The 18795-nt window shown below is 42.7% G+C and carries 17 protein-coding genes; 9 read left to right on the top strand and 8 right to left on the bottom strand.

Translation table 11 applies throughout. From position 1 onward, the window contains the following. Positions 1 to 25 precede the first annotated feature (25 nt). The 3 genes from FZ941_RS01900 (at position 26) to FZ941_RS01890 (ending at position 3026) form a co-directional block, all read left to right on the top strand. Positions 26 to 727 carry an MIP/aquaporin family protein gene (locus tag FZ941_RS01900; protein ID WP_148886630.1) on the top strand — a complete coding sequence of 234 codons (702 nt, stop codon included), beginning with the start codon at positions 26 to 28 and terminating at the stop codon, positions 725 to 727. A gap of 191 nt (positions 728 to 918) precedes the next feature. Further along, complete coding sequence (locus FZ941_RS01895; RefSeq protein ID WP_148886869.1) at positions 919 to 1956, top strand: M42 family metallopeptidase; 1038 nt, start codon at positions 919 to 921, stop codon at positions 1954 to 1956. A gap of 230 nt (positions 1957 to 2186) precedes the next feature. Then, positions 2187 to 3026: an alpha/beta fold hydrolase gene (locus FZ941_RS01890; RefSeq protein WP_262366260.1), complete on the top strand. Its 840-nt coding sequence runs from the start codon at positions 2187 to 2189 to the stop codon at positions 3024 to 3026. A gap of 72 nt (positions 3027 to 3098) precedes the next feature. Here FZ941_RS01890 and FZ941_RS01885 read toward each other — a convergent pair whose 3' ends face one another. Continuing rightward, complete coding sequence (locus tag FZ941_RS01885) at positions 3099 to 4547, bottom strand: alpha-amylase (RefSeq protein ID WP_148886628.1); 1449 nt, start codon at positions 4545 to 4547, stop codon at positions 3099 to 3101. A 179-nt stretch (positions 4548 to 4726) separates the two neighbouring features. Between FZ941_RS01885 and FZ941_RS01880 the strand changes: the two genes are divergently transcribed. From FZ941_RS01880 to FZ941_RS01865, 4 genes are all read left to right on the top strand, one after another. Further along, entirely contained in the window at positions 4727 to 7771 is a 3045-nt protein-coding gene (locus FZ941_RS01880) for a CocE/NonD family hydrolase (protein WP_148886627.1), read from the top strand. Between the two features lie 125 nt (positions 7772 to 7896). Further along, positions 7897 to 9510: a M20/M25/M40 family metallo-hydrolase gene (locus tag FZ941_RS01875; RefSeq protein ID WP_148886626.1), complete on the top strand. Its 1614-nt coding sequence runs from the start codon at positions 7897 to 7899 to the stop codon at positions 9508 to 9510. A 110-nt stretch (positions 9511 to 9620) separates the two neighbouring features. Continuing rightward, positions 9621 to 10364: an ABC transporter ATP-binding protein gene (locus FZ941_RS01870; protein ID WP_015604772.1), complete on the top strand. Its 744-nt coding sequence runs from the start codon at positions 9621 to 9623 to the stop codon at positions 10362 to 10364. Next, the gene (locus FZ941_RS01865; protein ID WP_148886625.1) at positions 10354 to 11994 is read left to right on the top strand and encodes a hypothetical protein; all 1641 of its coding nucleotides are present in this window, start codon (positions 10354 to 10356) and stop codon (positions 11992 to 11994) included. Before FZ941_RS01870 ends, FZ941_RS01865 begins: the two co-directional genes overlap by 11 nt. A gap of 118 nt (positions 11995 to 12112) precedes the next feature. On the opposite strand, the gene FZ941_RS01860 is transcribed toward FZ941_RS01865, so the two are convergent. From FZ941_RS01860 to FZ941_RS01850, 3 genes are all read right to left on the bottom strand, one after another. Then, positions 12113 to 12859 (bottom strand): CPBP family intramembrane glutamic endopeptidase, encoded by a 747-nt coding sequence (locus FZ941_RS01860; protein ID WP_222861806.1) that lies wholly within the window; start codon positions 12857 to 12859, stop codon positions 12113 to 12115. 190 nt (positions 12860 to 13049) lie between these two features. Continuing rightward, positions 13050 to 13697 (bottom strand): hemolysin III family protein, encoded by a 648-nt coding sequence (locus FZ941_RS01855; RefSeq protein ID WP_048791816.1) that lies wholly within the window; start codon positions 13695 to 13697, stop codon positions 13050 to 13052. Beyond that, the gene (locus FZ941_RS01850) at positions 13681 to 14142 is read right to left on the bottom strand and encodes a DUF1836 domain-containing protein (RefSeq protein WP_187418365.1); all 462 of its coding nucleotides are present in this window, start codon (positions 14140 to 14142) and stop codon (positions 13681 to 13683) included. The genes FZ941_RS01855 and FZ941_RS01850 overlap by 17 nt, the downstream gene beginning before the upstream one ends. 155 nt (positions 14143 to 14297) lie before the next feature. On the opposite strand from FZ941_RS01850, the gene yaaA reads away from it, so the two are divergent. After that, entirely contained in the window at positions 14298 to 15026 is a 729-nt protein-coding gene (gene yaaA, locus FZ941_RS01845) for a peroxide stress protein YaaA (protein WP_148886623.1), read from the top strand. 244 nt (positions 15027 to 15270) lie between these two features. Here yaaA and FZ941_RS01840 read toward each other — a convergent pair whose 3' ends face one another. The 4 genes from FZ941_RS01840 to coaA form a co-directional block, all read right to left on the bottom strand. Continuing rightward, entirely contained in the window at positions 15271 to 15999 is a 729-nt protein-coding gene (locus FZ941_RS01840; RefSeq protein ID WP_148886622.1) for a TraX family protein, read from the bottom strand. Positions 16000 to 16301: 302 nt separating this feature from the next. Beyond that, positions 16302 to 16820, bottom strand: coding sequence for a DNA topology modulation protein (locus FZ941_RS01835; protein ID WP_148886621.1), 519 nt, complete (start codon positions 16818 to 16820; stop codon positions 16302 to 16304). 65 nt (positions 16821 to 16885) lie between these two features. Continuing rightward, the gene (gene rpsT / locus FZ941_RS01830) at positions 16886 to 17122 is read right to left on the bottom strand and encodes a 30S ribosomal protein S20 (protein ID WP_001274000.1); all 237 of its coding nucleotides are present in this window, start codon (positions 17120 to 17122) and stop codon (positions 16886 to 16888) included. A 70-nt stretch (positions 17123 to 17192) separates the two neighbouring features. After that, positions 17193 to 18113, bottom strand: a complete 921-nt coding sequence (gene coaA, locus FZ941_RS01825) for a type I pantothenate kinase (protein WP_148886620.1) — start codon at positions 18111 to 18113, stop codon at positions 17193 to 17195. Positions 18114 to 18207: 94 nt separating this feature from the next. Between coaA and FZ941_RS01820 the strand changes: the two genes are divergently transcribed. Next, positions 18208 to 18795 (top strand): class I SAM-dependent methyltransferase, encoded by a 588-nt coding sequence (locus FZ941_RS01820; protein WP_148886619.1) that lies wholly within the window; start codon positions 18208 to 18210, stop codon positions 18793 to 18795.

The raw sequence follows: 18795 nt of genomic DNA, 5'->3' as shown, positions 1-18795 counted from the left end.
TCTTTTAAATGGAGTAATATAGACGATGAAAGAAATATTTGGTGAATTTTTAGGAACCCTGCTCTTGCTCCTTTTGGGGAATGGCGTCGTTGCAGGCGTGGTTCTTCCCAAAACTAAGAGCCACAATTCTGGTTGGATTGTGATTACCATGGGGTGGGGGATTGCCGTTGCCATCGCTGCTTTTGTATCTGGCAACCTTGGCCCAGCCCATCTGAATCCTGCTCTAACCATCGGAGTAGCCCTCAAAGGTGATTTGCCTTGGGCATCTGTTCTTCCTTATATCCTTGCGCAGTTTGCAGGAGCTATGGTCGGACAGTTCCTCGTCTTCCTGCAGTTCAAACCTCACTATCTAGCTGAAGAAAATCCAGCTAATATTCTTGGGACATTCAGCACGGGACCAGCTATCAAAGATACCTTCTCAAACCTGATTAGCGAAATCCTTGGAACTTTTGTCCTTGTGCTGACTATCTTCGCTCTAGGACTTTATGAGTTGCAAGCAGGTCTTGGCACATTTGCAGTTGGAACCTTGATTGTCGGGATTGGTCTTTCACTTGGTGGAACAACAGGCTATGCCCTCAACCCAGCTCGTGACTTAGGACCTCGGATCATGCACAGCCTCCTTCCGATTCCAAACAAAGGAAATGGTGATTGGAGCTATGCTTGGATTCCAGTTATCGGACCAATCATTGGTGCTGTCCTTGCAGTAGTAGTCTTCTCCCTATTTTAGAATGAAATAAAGCAATCCTCTTCTCTAAGATTGATACATGCTTGGAGAAGAGGATTTTTGTATAGATTTTCCAATTTTATCGAAGACCTTGCTAAATCAATCTAAAATCAAAGGAAAAGAGCTAGTCAGGACGATATTTGGCAGCGGATTTATGCTATAATTGACAGTATAAATGATTTAAAGGAGTTATGATGAATCAAATTGTTCAATATTTACAAGAATTAACGGCTATCCCTTCTCCAACAGGATTTACAGCTGAGGTTGCGGACCATCTGGTGAAGACACTAGAAGACTTGGGCTATGAGCCTGTTCGGACCAATAAAGGCGGCGTTCATGTTGTGGTTAAGGGGGAAAATGACGCCCAGCATCGGGTCGTGACGGCCCATGTGGATACTCTGGGAGCTATTGTGCGTGCAATCAAGCCAGATGGTCGTCTCAAACTGGATCGGATTGGCGGTTTTCCTTGGAACATGATTGAGGGCGAAAACTGTCTAGTTCATGTGGCCAGCAGTGGCAAGACTATCAGTGGGACTATCTTAGTTCACCAGACTTCCTGCCATGTCTATAAGGATGCTGGGACGGTTGAGCGAACTCAGGACAATATGGAAGTGCGTTTGGATGAAAAGGTGACGAGTGAGAAAGAAACGCGGGATTTAGGAATCGAAGTCGGTGATTTTATTTCCTTCGACCCGCGTACCACGGTTACTGAGTCAGGCTTTATCAAGTCCCGCTTTCTGGATGACAAGGTCAGCGCAGCTATTTTGCTCAATCTTTTGCGCGTTTATAAAGAGGAAAATATTCAGCTACCGGTGACGACTCATTTTGCTTTCAGCGTCTTTGAGGAAGTCGGTCACGGGGCTAATTCCAGCCTACCAGAGCAAGCAGTAGAGTATCTGGCTGTTGATATGGGCGCTATGGGTGACGATCAGCAGACAGATGAGTACACGGTTTCCATATGTGTTAAGGATGCATCAGGACCTTATCACTATGCTTTTCGCCAGCATTTGGTAAATTTAGCCAAGGAGCAGGAGATTCCTTACAAACTGGACATCTATCCATTTTACGGATCGGACGCCTCTGCAGCCATGAGCGCAGGAGCAGAAGTTAAGCACGCTTTGCTAGGCGCTGGCATCGAATCCAGTCACTCTTATGAGCGCACGCATATTGACTCAGTCGTTGCAACTGAGCGCATGGTGGATGCTTATCTGAGAAGTGGCTTGGTGGAGTAATAGTAGAGCATCTAGTCTTGAATAAAAGGCAGAAATCTGATTATCCTATGGAAATCAGAATGGCTGTTCTTGTTTAATCGGTTAAGTCTTCGTAGATGCTTAAAGATATTTGGAAAGTTATGATGTTCAGGTATTTGAAGAAATTCTTTCTGTGTTTGCTTTTTACAATTATAAGTGCTCTGGTCTTAATGTTTACTTATCATCAAATCTGCCTGACTAAAGAGCAGAAAATGCTTGATAAACCCGTAGGGCGCCTGGTTCAAGTAGACGGCAAGAATATGAATGTCTATGTAACTGGTCAGGGAGAGCAGACGCTGGTCTTTTTGGCGGGTGGTGGCACAACGTCCCCTATTCTTGACTTTAAGAGCCTCTATTCTAAATTGGAAAAAGACTATCGGGTTGTTATTGTTGAACGCTTAGGCTATGGCTTCAGTGATGACAGCCAAGGGGATAGCAGAGACATTGACACGGTACTTGCCCAGACGAGGCAGGCTTTACAAAAGGCTGAAATAAAAGGCCCATATATTTTGGTAGCACACTCTATGGCCGGACTAGAAGCGCTTCATTGGGTTGCAAAATATCCAGAAGAAGTCCAAGGCATTATCGGACTGGATATGGCTTTACCGAGGTCTTACACTGATCTGAGCCTCTATCCCTGGGCTTATAAAGGCTTACAAATGGCTGCTAATTTAGGATTAAGTCGGGTATTTTATGATATTGACAAGCAAGTTCCCGCTCTTGCGGTTGGTGATTTGACAGCAAAAGAAAAGCAGGTATACAAGGCCCTTTTCTATCGTCGTCCATTGTCAAATGCTGTATATGAAGAGGTCACTCAGGTCAAGCAAAATGCTGAGGCAGTTTCTAGAGAAAAGCTTCCTGAACTACCGATCTTGCTCTTTTCTTCAAATGGCCAAGGGACTGGCTACAGTCAGGAAGAGTGGCAGAGTTTCCAGAAGGATTTTGCAGCGCAGCATCCACAGACAGAGCTGATTCTACTGGACTACCCTCACTATGTGCATGATTATGCCAGTGATGAGTTATCAGAAAAAATAAAGCGGTTTCTAAAATAGCAAGTTTTATACAAGCTTGAAATACTAGAAAAACGAGAAGGAAAGATTCCCTCTCGTTTTTGAATATACAGATTATTTGACAGACCAGACACTGACTGATTTTTCCTCCACTGGAAATTCTCCCCAGCCTTCTTCGTCAATCGTCACGATTTGAGAGCTCTTGCCCAGATAATCGCTGAATTCTTTTCCAGCCCATTCTGGCCCCAACAGCATACGCTTGCTGCTGGCTTGGTTATTACTGACAACAACAGCGATTGGTTGACCATCGTCCTTGCCTTGGCGAGTCCATCCGATACAGTTGGCATCGTCAAAGTAGTCAGTCTGCTCACCGTAAGCTAGGTTGAGACGAATATCCAAGAGCTTGTCCAGTACGTCTTGGAAGCTCTCTTGGGCAAATTCTCCACTAATACCATAGTAGTCGCCATAAAAGACGCAAGGCAGGCCTTCTTCTCGTAGCAGGATGAGAGCATAGGCTGCTGGCTTGAACCATTCTTCGACAGTGGACTCCAGAGCTTGACCTCGCTGGGTGTCGTGATTGTCCACGAAGGTCACAGCTGACTCAGGATGATTTTTTACTAAAGTATGGTCGAAAATCGTCCGTAGGTCAAAGTCTGCTCCAGCTCGGCTGGCGTCAAAGAAATTATGGTGGAGCTTGACGTCAACAAGATCAAAGCGGTATTCAATATTTTTTAGATAGTCGTTATTAGCTGTCTCATCGCTGTTCCAAAATTCCCCAAAAACATAGAAATCCTCACCGTATTTTGCAGTTATATCGCGGATAAAATTTCTCATAAAGAAGGAGTCAATGTGCTTGACAGCATCCAAACGAAATCCTTGAACGCCTGTTGTTTCGATAAACCAGTAAACCCAGTCGTAGAGGTTTTGAATAACCTCTGGATGCTTGAAGTCAATATCAGCATACATGAGATAGTCATAGTTGCCGTTTTCATTGTCTACAAGCTCATCATCCGCCCAGCCTTTATTGTCTCCTTGGATAAGGAAAATACCTGACTTGTTGTTTTTGGCATCATAGTCCGTACCGGTAAAGTGGTACCAATGCCATTCAAAGTCATTGTAGGTTTTATTGCGGCCTGGGAAGACAAACTTAGTCCAGCCTTTGATTTCGAAAGGTTCTGACAAGACCTTAGTTCGGTCGTTGGAATCTACTTCAACGACAGTAAAACGCTCTTTGTAGTCCGCAGCTGCCTTGTGATTGAGGACTACATCAGCCATGGGTTCAATGCCATTGGCTTTGAGAGTTTGGATAGCTTTTAGGTAGTCCTCCTTAAAACCATATTTGGTGCGGACAGTTCCTTTTTGGTCAAACTCACCTAGGTCGAAGAGATCATAAACTCCATAGCCGACATCATTTGAGCCTGTTGCTTTGAAAGCTGGTGGCATCCAAACCTTGCGGATGCCTTTTGATGCTAGGTGCGGAGCATCCTCCGCCAAGCGATTCCAATGTTGTCCATCATTTGGTAAGTACCATTCAAAATACTGCATTAATGTTTGATTTTCCATACGAGATACCTCAGATTCTTAGGATGGGTCTATTTTACCAAAAGAAGAATGATGACACAAACGTTTATACAAGTTAATTTTATATTTTTTGATGATAAGCTAAAACTAGCATTGAATTTAAAACGCTTACATAGTATAATGGACAAGTAATAAACTTGATAAAAAGAAAGGGGTTTTTTATGAAAAAGAGAGGACTAGTGAGGTTACTCTTATCAGTCTCGTTATTTGCACCTTTGGCCCTAGGCCGGGTTGTTCAAGCCGATGAGGCGAGTCAGGCGAATGTCGAAAGCAAGGAAATTCTTCAAACAGAAGCTATTGCAAAGCCGTCTGAACCGGTATCTTCAGTCCAGCAACCAGCGGTTTTAGAGGTTGAAAGTAAGGAATCGTCGGCTACTGCAAGACCAGAAAAGCAAGAAGAGGAATCGGTCACTGCTGAAAAACCAGTTGTGGACTCTGAAAAGCCTACTTCTTCATTGGAGTCGCCACCTTTAGCTTGGGCTCAAGATGCTAGCTTAGTACCTTCTGCTGTGCCTGCTACTGCCAAAGGACAAGACCTGTCTGCTTATACGGGGAGTCTTTCAAATCCAGCTTTAGCTGATAAGGAACTGACCCTGCAGGAAGCAGTCGATGAGCTCCTGAAATGGGCAGCTGTCAATGAATCTCAGTTAGGCACCAGTGCCCAAGATAGAGTGAATCTAGCCAAGAGCATGGGAATGATTGACAAAGAGGCTGATTTGACAGCCCGCGTACAGGGAAGTAATCTGCAGACTATGTATGCAGTTGCCAAGCGCCTGCATGATGCTTATCGTGCTGAAAAGAAAGCACCGCTCTTTTTGAATGGTCGGGCACAGCCAATTTTCCCATACAGCAGTGGGGCTAAGGAAGATAAGGACTATTCGTATAAGAAAAGCGACATTGTTCGTTTTCCTGTCTATGTTGAGACGGATCATGATACGGATGGAGACGGAAAGCGTGACCTCGTCAAGGCTATCGTACAACTTCCGAAAGCAGTAGCTCAAGGTGATTTTAAGGCTTCGACGATTTTAGAAGCCCGTCCTTACGTCGCAGGGACTTTGGATGAAAACTATGTGACCTTGGAAAGTCTCAATCTGCCGACAAACGGTTCTTATGACATGAAGAGTTTGCACAATAAGCCTGCTAAGCGCCAACCGGTGTCTAGCATGAGCAGTATTGATGCGGCGAAGAAAGCCAAGGCGTCAGATTGGTACTATTATAGCCCTTATGAAGGGATTTATGATTACGAGAATTTGAACTGGTATGATTACTTCCTAGTGCGCGGCTATGCTTTTGTTTCCAGTGCTGGTCTGGGAACTAAGGGTTCAGAAGGCTTCAATACAACTGGATCTGATTTGGAAGTAGAAGCTTTTAAAAATATTGTCGAATGGGTCAACGGTAAACGGACGGCCTACACGGATAAAACTAGCAATATTGAAATCAAGGCTGACTGGGCCAATGGCAAAGTCGGCATGACTGGCCTATCTTGGGCCGGTACGACAACTTTCGGTGTGGCAACAACAGGTGTAGAAGGCCTGAGAACCATCGTTCCAGCCGCAGGAATTGCTAGCTGGTATGATTATTTTAATAGTCAAGGAACAGCCTACAGCAATCCGCCATACAGTGATCTGTCTTGGCTGTCACTCTACGTTTCAACTCGGATGCTTGATCAAGACGATTGGGCTTCAATCTGGAACAAGTATGCTGACTACATCAATCAGCTAAACAAGGACCAAAAAGCTCACGGTCGCAATTATAGCCAAGTTTGGCGAGAACGCGATTATACCCTAAATTCAGGAAAGATAAAGACTAGCGCCCTGCTGGTACATGGCTTAAATGATCACAATGTCAAAACCAAACAGTTTGAGCTTATGTATGATGTCTTGAAAAAAGCGGGACAAAATGTAAAACTCTACCTCCACCAAGGAGACCATGTCCATCCAGCAGCTATCTCTCGAGGTTATGGTATCAAGGCTAACAATCAAGATTTCTACGACTTGCTCAATACTTGGTTCTCTCATTATCTTTACGATGTCAAGAACGATGTTAGCAAGCTTCCTGCTGTTTTGGCACAAAATAACTACGATCCAAATAAATGGACGAGCTATGACAATTGGAAAAGCACTAATCGTTTGATTTTGACAGCTAAGTCCAAACGTCTAGAAGAAACCATTTCCAGTGACTATGCGGGGGCTGGGATTGACACTAGCAAGCGAGATGAAACTGTCAGTCAAGGATCTTCTAAGGCTAACATGACCTTTATGACAGAAGTCAAAGAAGATACGACTATCAAGGGTCATATTCCAGTTCACTTCAAGGCCGCTTTGGCTAAGGGCAGTGGCAAAAATCTGCAGGTCAATGCGCTCTTGGTAGATGTATCAGACCAAGAGTTTGATGTCGTTGGAAATGGTGCTGCTAGTGATAACAGCAAGGCTGGTGACTTCTGGATGGGTAGCAATCTCAGCAATCTGGATGTTAAAAATTTTGCAACAACCAAAACTAAATATAAGGTCATTGCTAAGGGCTGGCTAAACTTAGCCAATCCAGAATCAGGCTATACACCGTCTAGCTCAGAAAAGAGCATTAAGCCAAAAGTCGGCCAATTCCATGATTATACCATGTATTTGCAGCCGAATCTTTACACGGTGAAAAAAGGTCACAAGCTAGCTCTGGTCTTCAATACTTATGACCCTAGCGACTTGACGATTAAGCGTCAGTATGCAGTGACTTTCAAAACGGATTCTATTAGTGCGCTAGTACCGACCGTGGAAGCTAGTCGTTCTCAAAAAGCTGATTATGTAGCAAGTGCCCTTGATACGGAATATGCTAACTTATCTGAAATTATTGGTGAAAAGCTGGTTGCACCAGAAATCAGAGAAGTTCCAGAATACATCTTTGATAGACAGGAGCCGCAACAAGAAGCTCCATCAGTCGATTCAAAGGTTGGACGTAAAGAACATGAGAAAGGCGCGACGGACCATGTGCAGCAATTAGGTAGTCGGAAAGTGGTGCCTCAGGTGCAGCAATTGGCTAGTCAACCAGAAGCGTCTCAAGTGGAGCAGGTAGCCGTTCAACAAGCTCAACAAGCCGCAGCTTCCTTGCCAAAAACCGGTAGCCATTCAGAAAATGGAATGTTCTATCTAGGCTTGGTGCTTCTTGTCAGCACATTGGGGATGTCTGGCCTCGTTAAGAAGTATTCTCGTCGTTAGTCATTACAAGATAAAAGCAGCCAAACATGCCTGACTAGGTAAAGATTGGCTGCTTTTGCCTTATCGTCTTTCAGCTGGCCTTGGCCTGCAAGTCAGAAGTGCCAGCAAACAGAGAGGTAGAAAGAATGAAACAGTATATTCAAGATATTTTTGACCAAAGTATGGCGATTGAAAGTTTTACCCATACTAGTTCTGAGCGGAAGATTGAAGCCTTTCTTCAGGAGCGGATAGGGGAGATTCCTTATTTTCAGGAGCATCCAGAACAGTTTGGCTGCTATCAGATTCCGAATGATTTTTATAACCGCAGTGTCAACTGGGCTCTGGTCAAGCGAGATACGGCTGATACCGTGATTCTTTTTCATCATCATGATACAGTAGACATTGAGGACTTTGGCAGTCTCAAAGACTGGGCTTTTGATAATCAGTCCCTCAAAGAAAAATTGCCCTCTATTTCTTCAGATTCAGATCTTTTAGCGGATATTGCGTCGGACAAGTGGCAGTTTGGTCGGGGATCTTGCGATATGAAAGCGGCTCTGGCCTTGCAGCTGGGAGTAGTGGAAGCATATAGTCAGAGACAGTCTGGTCAGGTTAATTTGCTTTATCTTTCGGTCGGAGATGAGGAATCCTATTCCCAGGGCATGCGAGCAGCAACAGCCCTGCTTGCTGAATTGAAGGAGCGCTTCCAACTTCATTACCTTCTGGCTGTGGATTCTGAGCCTTTTGAAAGCCAGTCAGCGGAGGAAAAGGTGCTTCATGTAGGAACAGTTGGCAAGTTGATGCCAGTTGTCGTGACTCAGGGCATCCTTTCGCATATGAAAGAGCCACTCAAGGGGATCAATGCACTATCCTTGTTGGCCAAGGTTGCTGAAAAAATTGACCTTAATCCGGCTCTATCCGACATGGCCTACGGCGAACGTTCGCCCTTGCCATCTTGGTCCTATCTGCGCGATTTGAAGGAAAATTACGATGTGTCAACAGTGCTGCGTGCTGCCGGCTATTTCAGCGTCCTTTATCTAGAAAAGAGTCCAAGTGAGCTGCTAACGACCATAAAGAATCTCAGTCAGGAAGCAGTGGATGGCTTTTATCAAAACTACTGTCAGTTGCAGAAGGTTTATGAAGAAAGCAAGCTTGTACCAAAACCGTGCGTGCTGACCTATCAGGAATTACTGAAAGAATGCCAAGAAAAAATCGGTTTTGAAGAAACCCTGCAGCAGATTTACGAAGAAGCCCAGCAAGCCTTGCAAGATGGTGTATCCTATCAGGAAATCAGCATTCAAAATATCCAGAAGGTTTTAGATTTCTACGACCGCAAGGAAGCTTTGGTTGTCTTAGCGATCGCACCGCCTTACTATCCATCTATGAATTGTCGCCGCTTGTCAGACAGTCCGATTAGGATTGACAAGGTCATTCAACTCTATCAAGATTATCTGAACAAGGAAGCTGGCTGTCAACTCCAAGTGGATGAATTCTTCATGGGAATCTGTGACCTTAGTTACTGTGCCTTAGAGAAGCCTGCTGCTGAATACCAAGACCTGATTGCCAGTATGCCTGTGCCTGAGAATCTCTATCATTTGGATTTCCCAGAGATTGCGGCCAATCATATCCCCGGTATCAATCTTGGACCATGGGGCAAGGACTTGCATCAGCTGACTGAGCGTGTCTATGAGCAGGACATGCTGGAAACCATTCCCAATTTCTTGCTCTATCTGTTGGAAAATGCTCAATCTTTCAAGGCTTAAAGGATAGTTCTGGCTTGTTTTAAAGCAAAATCCGAACTTTTTCGCAAATTTTAAGACAAATAAGTTTTAAGATAGTATAATAAGCTTAAAACATAGTAAAGGAGTTTCTCATGATTGAATTTAGAGATGTTACAAAAGACTATGATGGCAAGCTGGCGCTTAACCAGCTGAATCTAACCTTGGAAAGCGGTGAGATTGTCGGTCTGATCGGTCACAATGGAGCGGGTAAGTCAACAACCATTAAATCCTTGGTCAGTGTTATCAATCCGACGCAGGGACAAATTTTTGTGGACGGCAAGGAGCTATCCAGTAATCGTCTAGAAATAAAGAAAAAAATCGGCTATGTAGCTGATTCTCCTGACCTTTTCTTGCGACTGACAGCCAATGAATTCTGGGAGCTAGTGGCGACTTCCTACGATATGACCACGGCAGAAGTAGAAGCTCGTTTGGGTGAATTGCTGGCTATCTTTGACTTTGCTAGTCATCGCTATGAAGTGATTGAGTCGTTTTCACACGGTATGCGGCAGAAGGTCTTTGTCATTGGTGCCCTTTTGTCTGATCCAGATATATGGGTCCTGGATGAACCTTTGACGGGCTTGGATCCTCAGGCGGCTTTTGATCTAAAGCAGATGATGCGTGAGCATGCTGACAAGGGCAATACAGTTCTGTTTTCAACTCACGTTTTAGAAGTGGCTGAGCAGCTATGCGATAAGATTGCCATTCTCAAAAAAGGAGAACTAATATTCTACGGAACGGTTGAAGACTTGAAAGCCCAGCATCCAGACCAGTCCCTTGAAACCATCTATCTAGGTCTGGCTGGTCGCAGAGAAGAGGTGAGTCCAGATGCGCTTTAATGCCATTAAAAAATTGGTTGATATCAATATTCTTTATGCGATTCAAGCTTCGCAGTTGCAGCAATATCGCAAGAAGCAAGCAAAGAATCCGGAAGTTAAGGTTAATGTCTCTCAGAAGACCATTCGCATGTACTTGATTTTGGGCTTTGTCTACCTAGTTTTTTTTGGTATCATGAGCGCATTCAATCACATGGTAGGAAATCCAGGCCTTTTTGCTAATATGGTCTCCGTATTTGCTATATTTTCCATGTCGCAGGGCTTCTTGGTTTTCTATAATGTCTTTTATGAAAGCAAGGATTTGCAGTCCTATCGGCCCTATGCCTTTAGTGAATCAGAAATCATTGTCGGAAAGAGCATCTCGGTAGTTCTGACACTCTTGATTGCGATTCTGCCCATGTACAGCTATTTCATCGTTCTTGGTCTTCAAGGCGGAAATCCTTTAGTCGGGCTGCCTATGGCCTTGGTTTCGATTGTCATTTTAAGCTCGGTTATAACTTTTGTCATTTTGATTTTGGTGCATTTTATCACCAAGACAGCCTTCTTTAGAAAGTATAAGACCATCCTATCCAATGTGATTCTGGGTCTAGTTTCCCTAGGCTCGGTAGGTCTCTATATATTTATCAATCAGATGAACAGCCGTAGTATTGCCAGCAATACAATGGTTACACCTTATTTCCCGCCAGTTGTAGCCTTTTACGACTTTATCATCAATCCTCTCAGCTTGACTGCGATTTTAGGAATTTTAGCTTGGCTTGCCGTGGCGGTTCTGCTCTTTTTGGTGGTCAAGTTCAAGGTCATACCAGAATTTTATGAAGCAGCCTTGATGACAGGAGCAGCAGGAAGCAAACGCGAGCGTGTGCACGATATCAATATGGACGAGGCCAAGAATTTTAAGAAGTTCGTCTGGCGCTACCACATTCGGCTACTGAGTGAAGGTTCGGTCATCTTGCAGGCTCTCTTTATGTCGGCACTGATACCTTACATCATCATTTTAAGTATGCTCATGGGGGCGATCAATGCAGGTCTGGATGTTAGTCCGTTCTTGATTCCACGATTTTTACTTCCGCTTATCTTCCTAGCTATGTTTATCGCTACCCTCAATTCGGGTGGGAATAATCTGACCTCTATTGGATTATCCTTGGAGCGGGAAAATTTTGATTATCTGAAGGTCTTGCCTTTTGAGCTCAGAAAATACGTTCGTCTCAAATTTTGGTATCTCTTTGCTATTCAGTCCATTCTACCAGTGATTCTTCTGTTGGTGACCAGTCTTATCTTCCATGTTCATCCGGTGACTTTTCTGGTTATGCTGCTGGTTTGGTTTATTGCCAGTCTAGCTTGGAGCGCTTGGGGCTATCATCGGGATTATAAGCATTTGGTGACCAACTGGTCCAATGTCAACGAGCTAATGACTCGAGATAATAGTATGGGTAAGACCCTATTGGCACTAGCCTTTACCATTGGAGTGATTATCGTAATTGGTGTTCTCTATGCGATTTCATACTCCCTGCCTCTCACTGTTCTCTACCTCCTTTCCCTTCTGCTGATTGTGATTTCTGGACTTGTTTCTTATCTGATCTATCGCTACTATATGAAAAAACTTGATAGCGAAATTGCTAGTTTTAATTGCTAATTGACCATAATAAAAAGCTTAGCAGCGAGGTTACTTGATACCTTGCTGCTAAGCTTTTTAGTTGCGATTATTTTATAGTTTTCCGATATAAACAGTATGTCAGCTGATCTTTATCCTTTTAGGAACGCCAATTAATCAGTACATACATCAAGCTGGAACCAAACATATCTGCCAAGGCGTGCATGAGGAAGAAAGGCAGGAGGTTCTTGACCTTGTACTTGTAAAGGAAATAGTAAAAGAGTCCATAGACCACTCCGATAACCAAGGCCCAGAGCATGCCCTGATAGGTATGGAAAGAGATCCGAATGATGGTAGAGTAGGCCAGCGCCCACCACTTATACTCATCTTTAACAGAGGTCATAAGGCCTAGAAAGAAGAATTCTTCATAGAAGCCATTGAGAAGGCCATAGAGAATGGCCATAGGCGTCAATTCAGCAAATTTCCGGAAGATTTCCAGTAAATCTATATAGGACCAGAGGGTTGGATCAAAGTAATTATATTCGCCACTCAGCGTCATCACGATATCGCCAAAGAATCCTACTGCAACGAAAATCAGAGGTGTCCAGAGCAGAACCGACCAGGTCAGACGGATGGGAAGCTGCTTAAAGTCAAAGCGCCTCAGCAGAAGATAGAGAATGGTCAAGACCAGCATCAGTAGCTGAAGATTGAAATTGCTTGAGAATGCTGCACCTTCGCTAGCTGTATTGCTGACCGTTTCAGTAGCTGCTGTTGAAAAACTAGCTAGGTAAAGCTCAGTTGATCGGTAGATGAACTGACCAAACATGAGTAGAGTAATCACAAGAATATCAAACCATTTCAGCTCTTTCAGAGGCTGCGATGGGCGGATTTTTGATAAAATAGTCATTCGTTTTCCTTCCATAACTGGCAGAATCATTTGCCAAAGATCATCTTTTCTATTTTTATCTTAGCAGAAAAAGCTTAAATTTTTATTATTTTCAAAGTCGCTGATTTTGAGAGGAGATTTTTGCAGACCAGTTGTAGGTTTGGCTGAAGAGCTGCATTATGCTATAGAAAAAACTGCTTGAAAAGCAGTTTTACATGAAATAAACAATAGCTAAGTACTGGAGGGCAGAGGCAGCTAGGATGAAGAGGTGCCAAATCATGTGGAAGTAGGGCTTCTTTTTGGCATAAAAACCAGCACCGACTGTGTAGCAAAGACCGCCTGCTAGCATGAGTCCCCAGAACACTGGTCCAGTTTGTCCGATAATTTGCGGGATGATAAAGATAACCAGCCAACCCATAATTAGATAGAGAGCCAGGCTGAATTTCTCATTGACTTTCTTGGCAAAGATTTTGTAGAGAATACCAAAGATGGTCGTGCCCCACTGAATCGCGATAATCAGATAGCCCCGCCAGTCATTCATGAGTGAAAGGACGACGGGAGTATAGCTGCCCGCGATAGCGATATAAATCATGGAGTGGTCAATAATCCGTAGGATGTATTTGTGGGTAGAGCCATAGGACATGGAGTGGTAAATGGTAGAAGAAAGAAACATGAGGAAAAGGCTAATGACAAAGATAGAAGTGCCAACAGCAGAAACAAGGCCATGCCCTTCATAACTGTAAATAGCAGAGATGGGCAGGAGAATCAGCATCAAAACAGCTCCGACGGCATGGGTGACAGCGTTGGCAATTTCCTCTCCAAAAGAGAGTTGTTTACTGAGTTTAAGCGCGTAGTTCATCGTTATCGGCCTCCTTTTCGGGTACTTGGATAAAGGCGAGGGTTTGCTGGTAGAGTTTTAAGGTCTGACAGGCACTGGCAATGATCGGAGTCACTTCAAGCTTCCGTCCGTTCATATAATCCACAAAATCATTGTAGAGCTCTTCAGACTGGGTCTCAGCATTGAGCATATCTAAAGTAGCAGCAATATCTTGAATAGAAAAAACAGTTTTCAAACTTGTAATGGCAATCAAGCGGGCAACTTGCTGGCGATTGTATTTCTTTTTTAAAGGTTTTTCAAGGTAGCCATGTTTAACATAATTATTTATCATGGATGCCGTCAAGCCTTTGTCAGATGCGGTAAAAGCTGGCTTACAGACCTTGTTGACGTAGAGCAGGACTTGGTCCAGATACAGGTCAAGAACAGGTAATTCATCCCATCTCGGGAACAGATTTTTCGTTTCCAAATTTTAAACTTTCTAATATCTAGTTTTGATAACTAGATATTATCATTTTTGAAAATTAAAGTCAAGAATAAATCCAATTAGTCCAAAATTTGCTATAATCATGAGTAGGGAAAACAGGAAAATGGACTCTGAATCCAAGATGAGAAAGGTAAAATATGAAGATTTTAATTCCGACTGCCAAAGAAATGAATGAAAATCAGAGCTTGCTGGGGCGCTCCCAGTTGACGCCGAAAAGCAAAATCATAATAGAAGAGCTATTGCAATTCTCAGCCAAGGAGCTGGAAAAATTATACAAAATCAGTCCGCAGATGGCCGAAATAGAATACCAGCGAATTCAAAATCTGTGCAAAAATGAAGCAGAGACTTATCCAGCCTTGTACTTATTTGACGGGCTCATGTATCGCAATATCAAGCGAAAAGATTGGACACAAGAGGAAAAATCCTACCTTCAAGACCATTTGCTTTTAACTTCTAGTCTATATGGGCTCATTCCCGCCCTTAGTCCGATTGCCCCTCATCGGCTGGACTTTTTGGTGGGGCTAAAGCCCAATGGTCAAACGCTGAAAAAATTTTGGCGGGACGATTATACAAAAGCAGTAGCGGATGAAGATATGCTGCTTTCGCTCTTGTCTAGTGAATTTGAGGATGTTTTTGACAAATCGGTCAGAGAGAAGATGCTTCGCTTCAAATTTTTAGAAGAAAAGGCTGGTAAACTCAAAAGTCATTCTACCATTTCCAAAAAGGCACGTGGGCAGTTTCTGACTGCTTTGATGGAAACCCAAGTCGATACTCTTGAGCAAATAAAACAGCTCTCTTTTGCAGGTTTTGCCTATCAAGCAGATCTTTCAGATGATAAAGAATTAGTTTTTGTAAAAGAAGAATAAGAAAAGAGGCTAGGACAAAAGTCCGACCTCAAATATAGAAAGCGAATAAAACTACTTTTCTGGTAATCAGAATTCTGCTTTATTCGCTTTTCGCATTTAATTATAGATTAGAGGGGCTTAATAATTAAGATTTTTAAAAATTGAAATCTTTTTGTCCCAAACTCTTTTACTCTATTATTGAGACTTACCAAAAGAAAAATTAACTTAACAGGTATTCTACCGCAACTTTTAACACATTCATTAACTACATTAGAAATAAGAGAAAGACAATTCGAAACAGAGACAGGGCGAGCAAATGAAGGGGATAAAACAAGTAAAATACTTTTCCAATATTGGCCCCTTTTTGACCGTTGTAGAAAGAGGTCACGAGGAGAAACAGAAGACAGGTGGCAGCCAGATCAGCTAGACCATCATAGGAGAAATTGAAGGCCAAAATTAGGATTTGCACACTGCTCAGTGCCAAGACACCGCCAATTTTTCGGAAGATTGGATCTTTAATCTTCGCAAAGGCATAGATACCAAAAACCCCCCCCGCCAGTCCACCGTCAGCAATAATGGACAGGGTAAAACAGAGTAGAATAATTAGAACTTTTCTCCAGGTTGCTGTTTGCTGATCACTGTAATAAAGAGCACAGAGTCCCAAAAAGAGAGTCACAACCGTATTTTGCATAATAAAGCCAAGACCAGTAACCCAGCCCATCAGAGAGAAAGGGATGATACTGATAAGAGCCAGCAGCCCCAATCGTCTCAAATACTTGCTCACATCATGACTGTGCCGATAGCCTTCCGCGATACAAAAGGCAAAGACTGGAAAAGCCAGGCGGCCTATTATGTGCATACTATTGGCCAGCCAGTTAGGAGAGAGGATATTCATATTGGTAGCTAGTGGAAAAGATACCCAGGCGATATGGTCAATCAGCATGGCAAGCATAGCAAGCAGTTTCAAACTGCTATTGTCAATCATTTTTTTCATAGGATCCTCCTTTTTCCTTTCCTATGATACAAGAAAGAGTTTCTTCTTTCCATTTCTTTAGCTTACATTTCTCTCATTTTTCTTACAATTTTGTAAGTTGGAATTTCACCTTTTTACCTCATCGATGAATACTTCTGATTTTTTCTTGACAAATAAGACTGAACGAGGCTGGGACAAAAAGATTTTGATTTTAGGAATTCTTTATTATAAATTTTTAAAATCGATAGATTAGACAAAAAAGCGAACAAGACAGAATCCTGAGTGTCAGATAACTCCGTTTTGTTCGCTTTTTATATTTAAGGTTAGACTTTTGTCCCAGATTCTTTTACATAGTCTGATAATTGTTTTTGATTCTGCAATTCGATGAATTTCTCAGGATAGGTCTGACGAACTTTCTGATAGCGACGTTTAGTCTCTCTTGTCCTGCCATCCCAAAGGATCCAGCGGATGAATTCCCAATCCAGTTTTTCAGTACAGCCAGATGCCATACTCTCTCGCACTTGATTTCGATATTTTAGATAGCGTTTAAAGGCACGATAGAGGCAGTTCCAGCGAGAGAAGTTCAGAAAGATGATTTGGTCAGCCTCTTTCATCCGCCTTTCATAAAAACACCAAGAGTAGTTGCCATCGATGACCCAGGATTGTTCTTGATGGAGGAAATCTGCTAAATCAGTCTTGACTTGTTCTTGACTACGAGTCTGCCAGTCTTCTTCAAACTGGATCGTGTCCAGATGAAGGACGGGAATTTGGTGGAAGTGGCCTAACTGCTGGGCTAAGGTTGACTTGCCAGAGCCGGAGTAGCCGATGATAGCAATCTTCATATAAATTCTCCTTTATAATGAGCAACAAAAAAAGCTCCGTGGAGCTCCTTTGTATGCGCGATGCATTATTTAGCAAGTTTAGCTGAAAGACGTGCTTTATCGCGGCTTGCTTTGTTTTTGTGGATCAAACCTTTTGTTTCTGCTTTATCGATAGCTGAGCTAGCAGCACGGAAAAGTTCTTCAGACGGGTTTGCTTCAAATGCTTTGATTGCAGTACGCATAGCTGATTTTTGAGCTGAGTTTTTTTCGTTTTGTTTAACGTTCAATTCAGCGCGTTTGATAGCTGACTTAATGTTTGCCAAGTTATTCACCTCCATTGAAAATACTAACTATCTAATTATATATGAAAAGTTGTGATTTGACAAGCCTAAATTATTTTTTTAGATAGATTTCATCAATTTCATGATTTTTAGCCTTATGCAAAATCACTTCAGCCCTGTGACGGGTTGGCTCGATATAGTCTAATAGATTCACCAGATTGATTGTTTCCCAGATATTATGGGCAAGTGCCATGACTTCTTCTTCGGGCTGGGTTGTAAAGCGATGATAGTAGTTGTCCGTGTCGTGCTTGGCTAGTGCCAATAATTTTTTAAAACGATCTAGATACCAAGACTCGATATTTTCGACTTCGGCATCTACGTAGATAGAGAAGTCGAAGAAGTCAGTCATATAAAGGCGTTCATTTTGCGGATTTTGGAAAACGTTGATACCTTCTACGATGACAAAGTCAGCTGCCTTAATTTCCTGCTTTTCATTTGGGACAATATCATAAATTTCGTGCGAGTAGACGGGAATTTCATAGTTTTGACCATTTTTAATGCGGTCTAAAAAGTCCAGCAAGAGTTCCATATTATAGCTTTCGGGGAAGCCCTTGCGATTTAAAATGCCTGATTCAATCAAAGTTTTATTGGGATAGAGGAAGCCATCGGTCGTCACCAATTCAACGGTTGCATTTGTGAAAGTTCGTGACAGAAGGATTTGCAGCAGGCGGCTAGTCGTTGATTTTCCAACTGCAACGCTACCAGAAACTCCGATAATAAAGGGTTGTCTTTTGATTTCTTTTTGCAGAAAAATTCCTTTTGAAAAGGCGAGATCCTCTTTGGAACGTTTATAAATCTGAATGAGATTTGTCAGAGGAAGATAAACATCTGTTACATCCTGTAGACTGATTTTGTCATTGAAACTCTTGATAGAATTGAGCTCGGACTCAGTGAGCGGTGGATTTTTCTTTCGATGCAGATTCTGCCAAGTTTGGCGGCTGATTTTTTCAAAATGAAGAAATTCGTTGGTCATAAGTTACTCCTAGTATGATGGATTTTAGTATAACATACTTTTGGAGAAATGAAAACGATTTACAAATCTAGAAAATTTATGATAAAATGGTTTTATGACTAAAATGTATTTTGCAGAAAATCCGGATGCCAAACATGACATTCATGAATTGAAAGTGGAACTATTAGGACAACAGATGACCTTTTTAACGGATGCTGGTGTCTTTAGTAAAAAAATGATCGACTATGGCAGTCGAGTTTTGTTGTCTGCCTTGGAATTTAACAAAAAAGAAACGCTGCTGGATGTCGGCTGCGGTTATGGAACGCTGGGCTTGACTCTGGCTAAAGCGCAAGAGCTAGAAGTCACTCTCGTGGATATCAATCAGCGAGCGCTAGATTTGGCTAGAAAAAATGCGGCTGCGAACCAAGTATCTGCAGATATTTTCCAGTCCAATGTTTACGAACATGTGACCGGACAATTTCATCATATTATCAGCAATCCACCGATTCGGGCCGGTAAGCAAGTGGTGCATGAAGTTATTTCAGGTAGCTATGAACACTTGCTAGCGGATGGGGATTTGACGATTGTTATCCAAAAGAAACAAGGAGCTCCCAGTGCTAAAGCTAAGATGGAAGAAGTGTTTGGCAACTGCGAGACTCTCAAGAAGGACAAAGGCTATTATATCCTAAGGGGTGTGAAATAA

It is taken from the genome of Streptococcus sp. Marseille-P6264, from assembly GCF_902460355.1.
Lineage (GTDB): Bacteria > Bacillota > Bacilli > Lactobacillales > Streptococcaceae > Streptococcus.
This window is presented reverse-complemented; position numbering and strand designations above follow the sequence as displayed.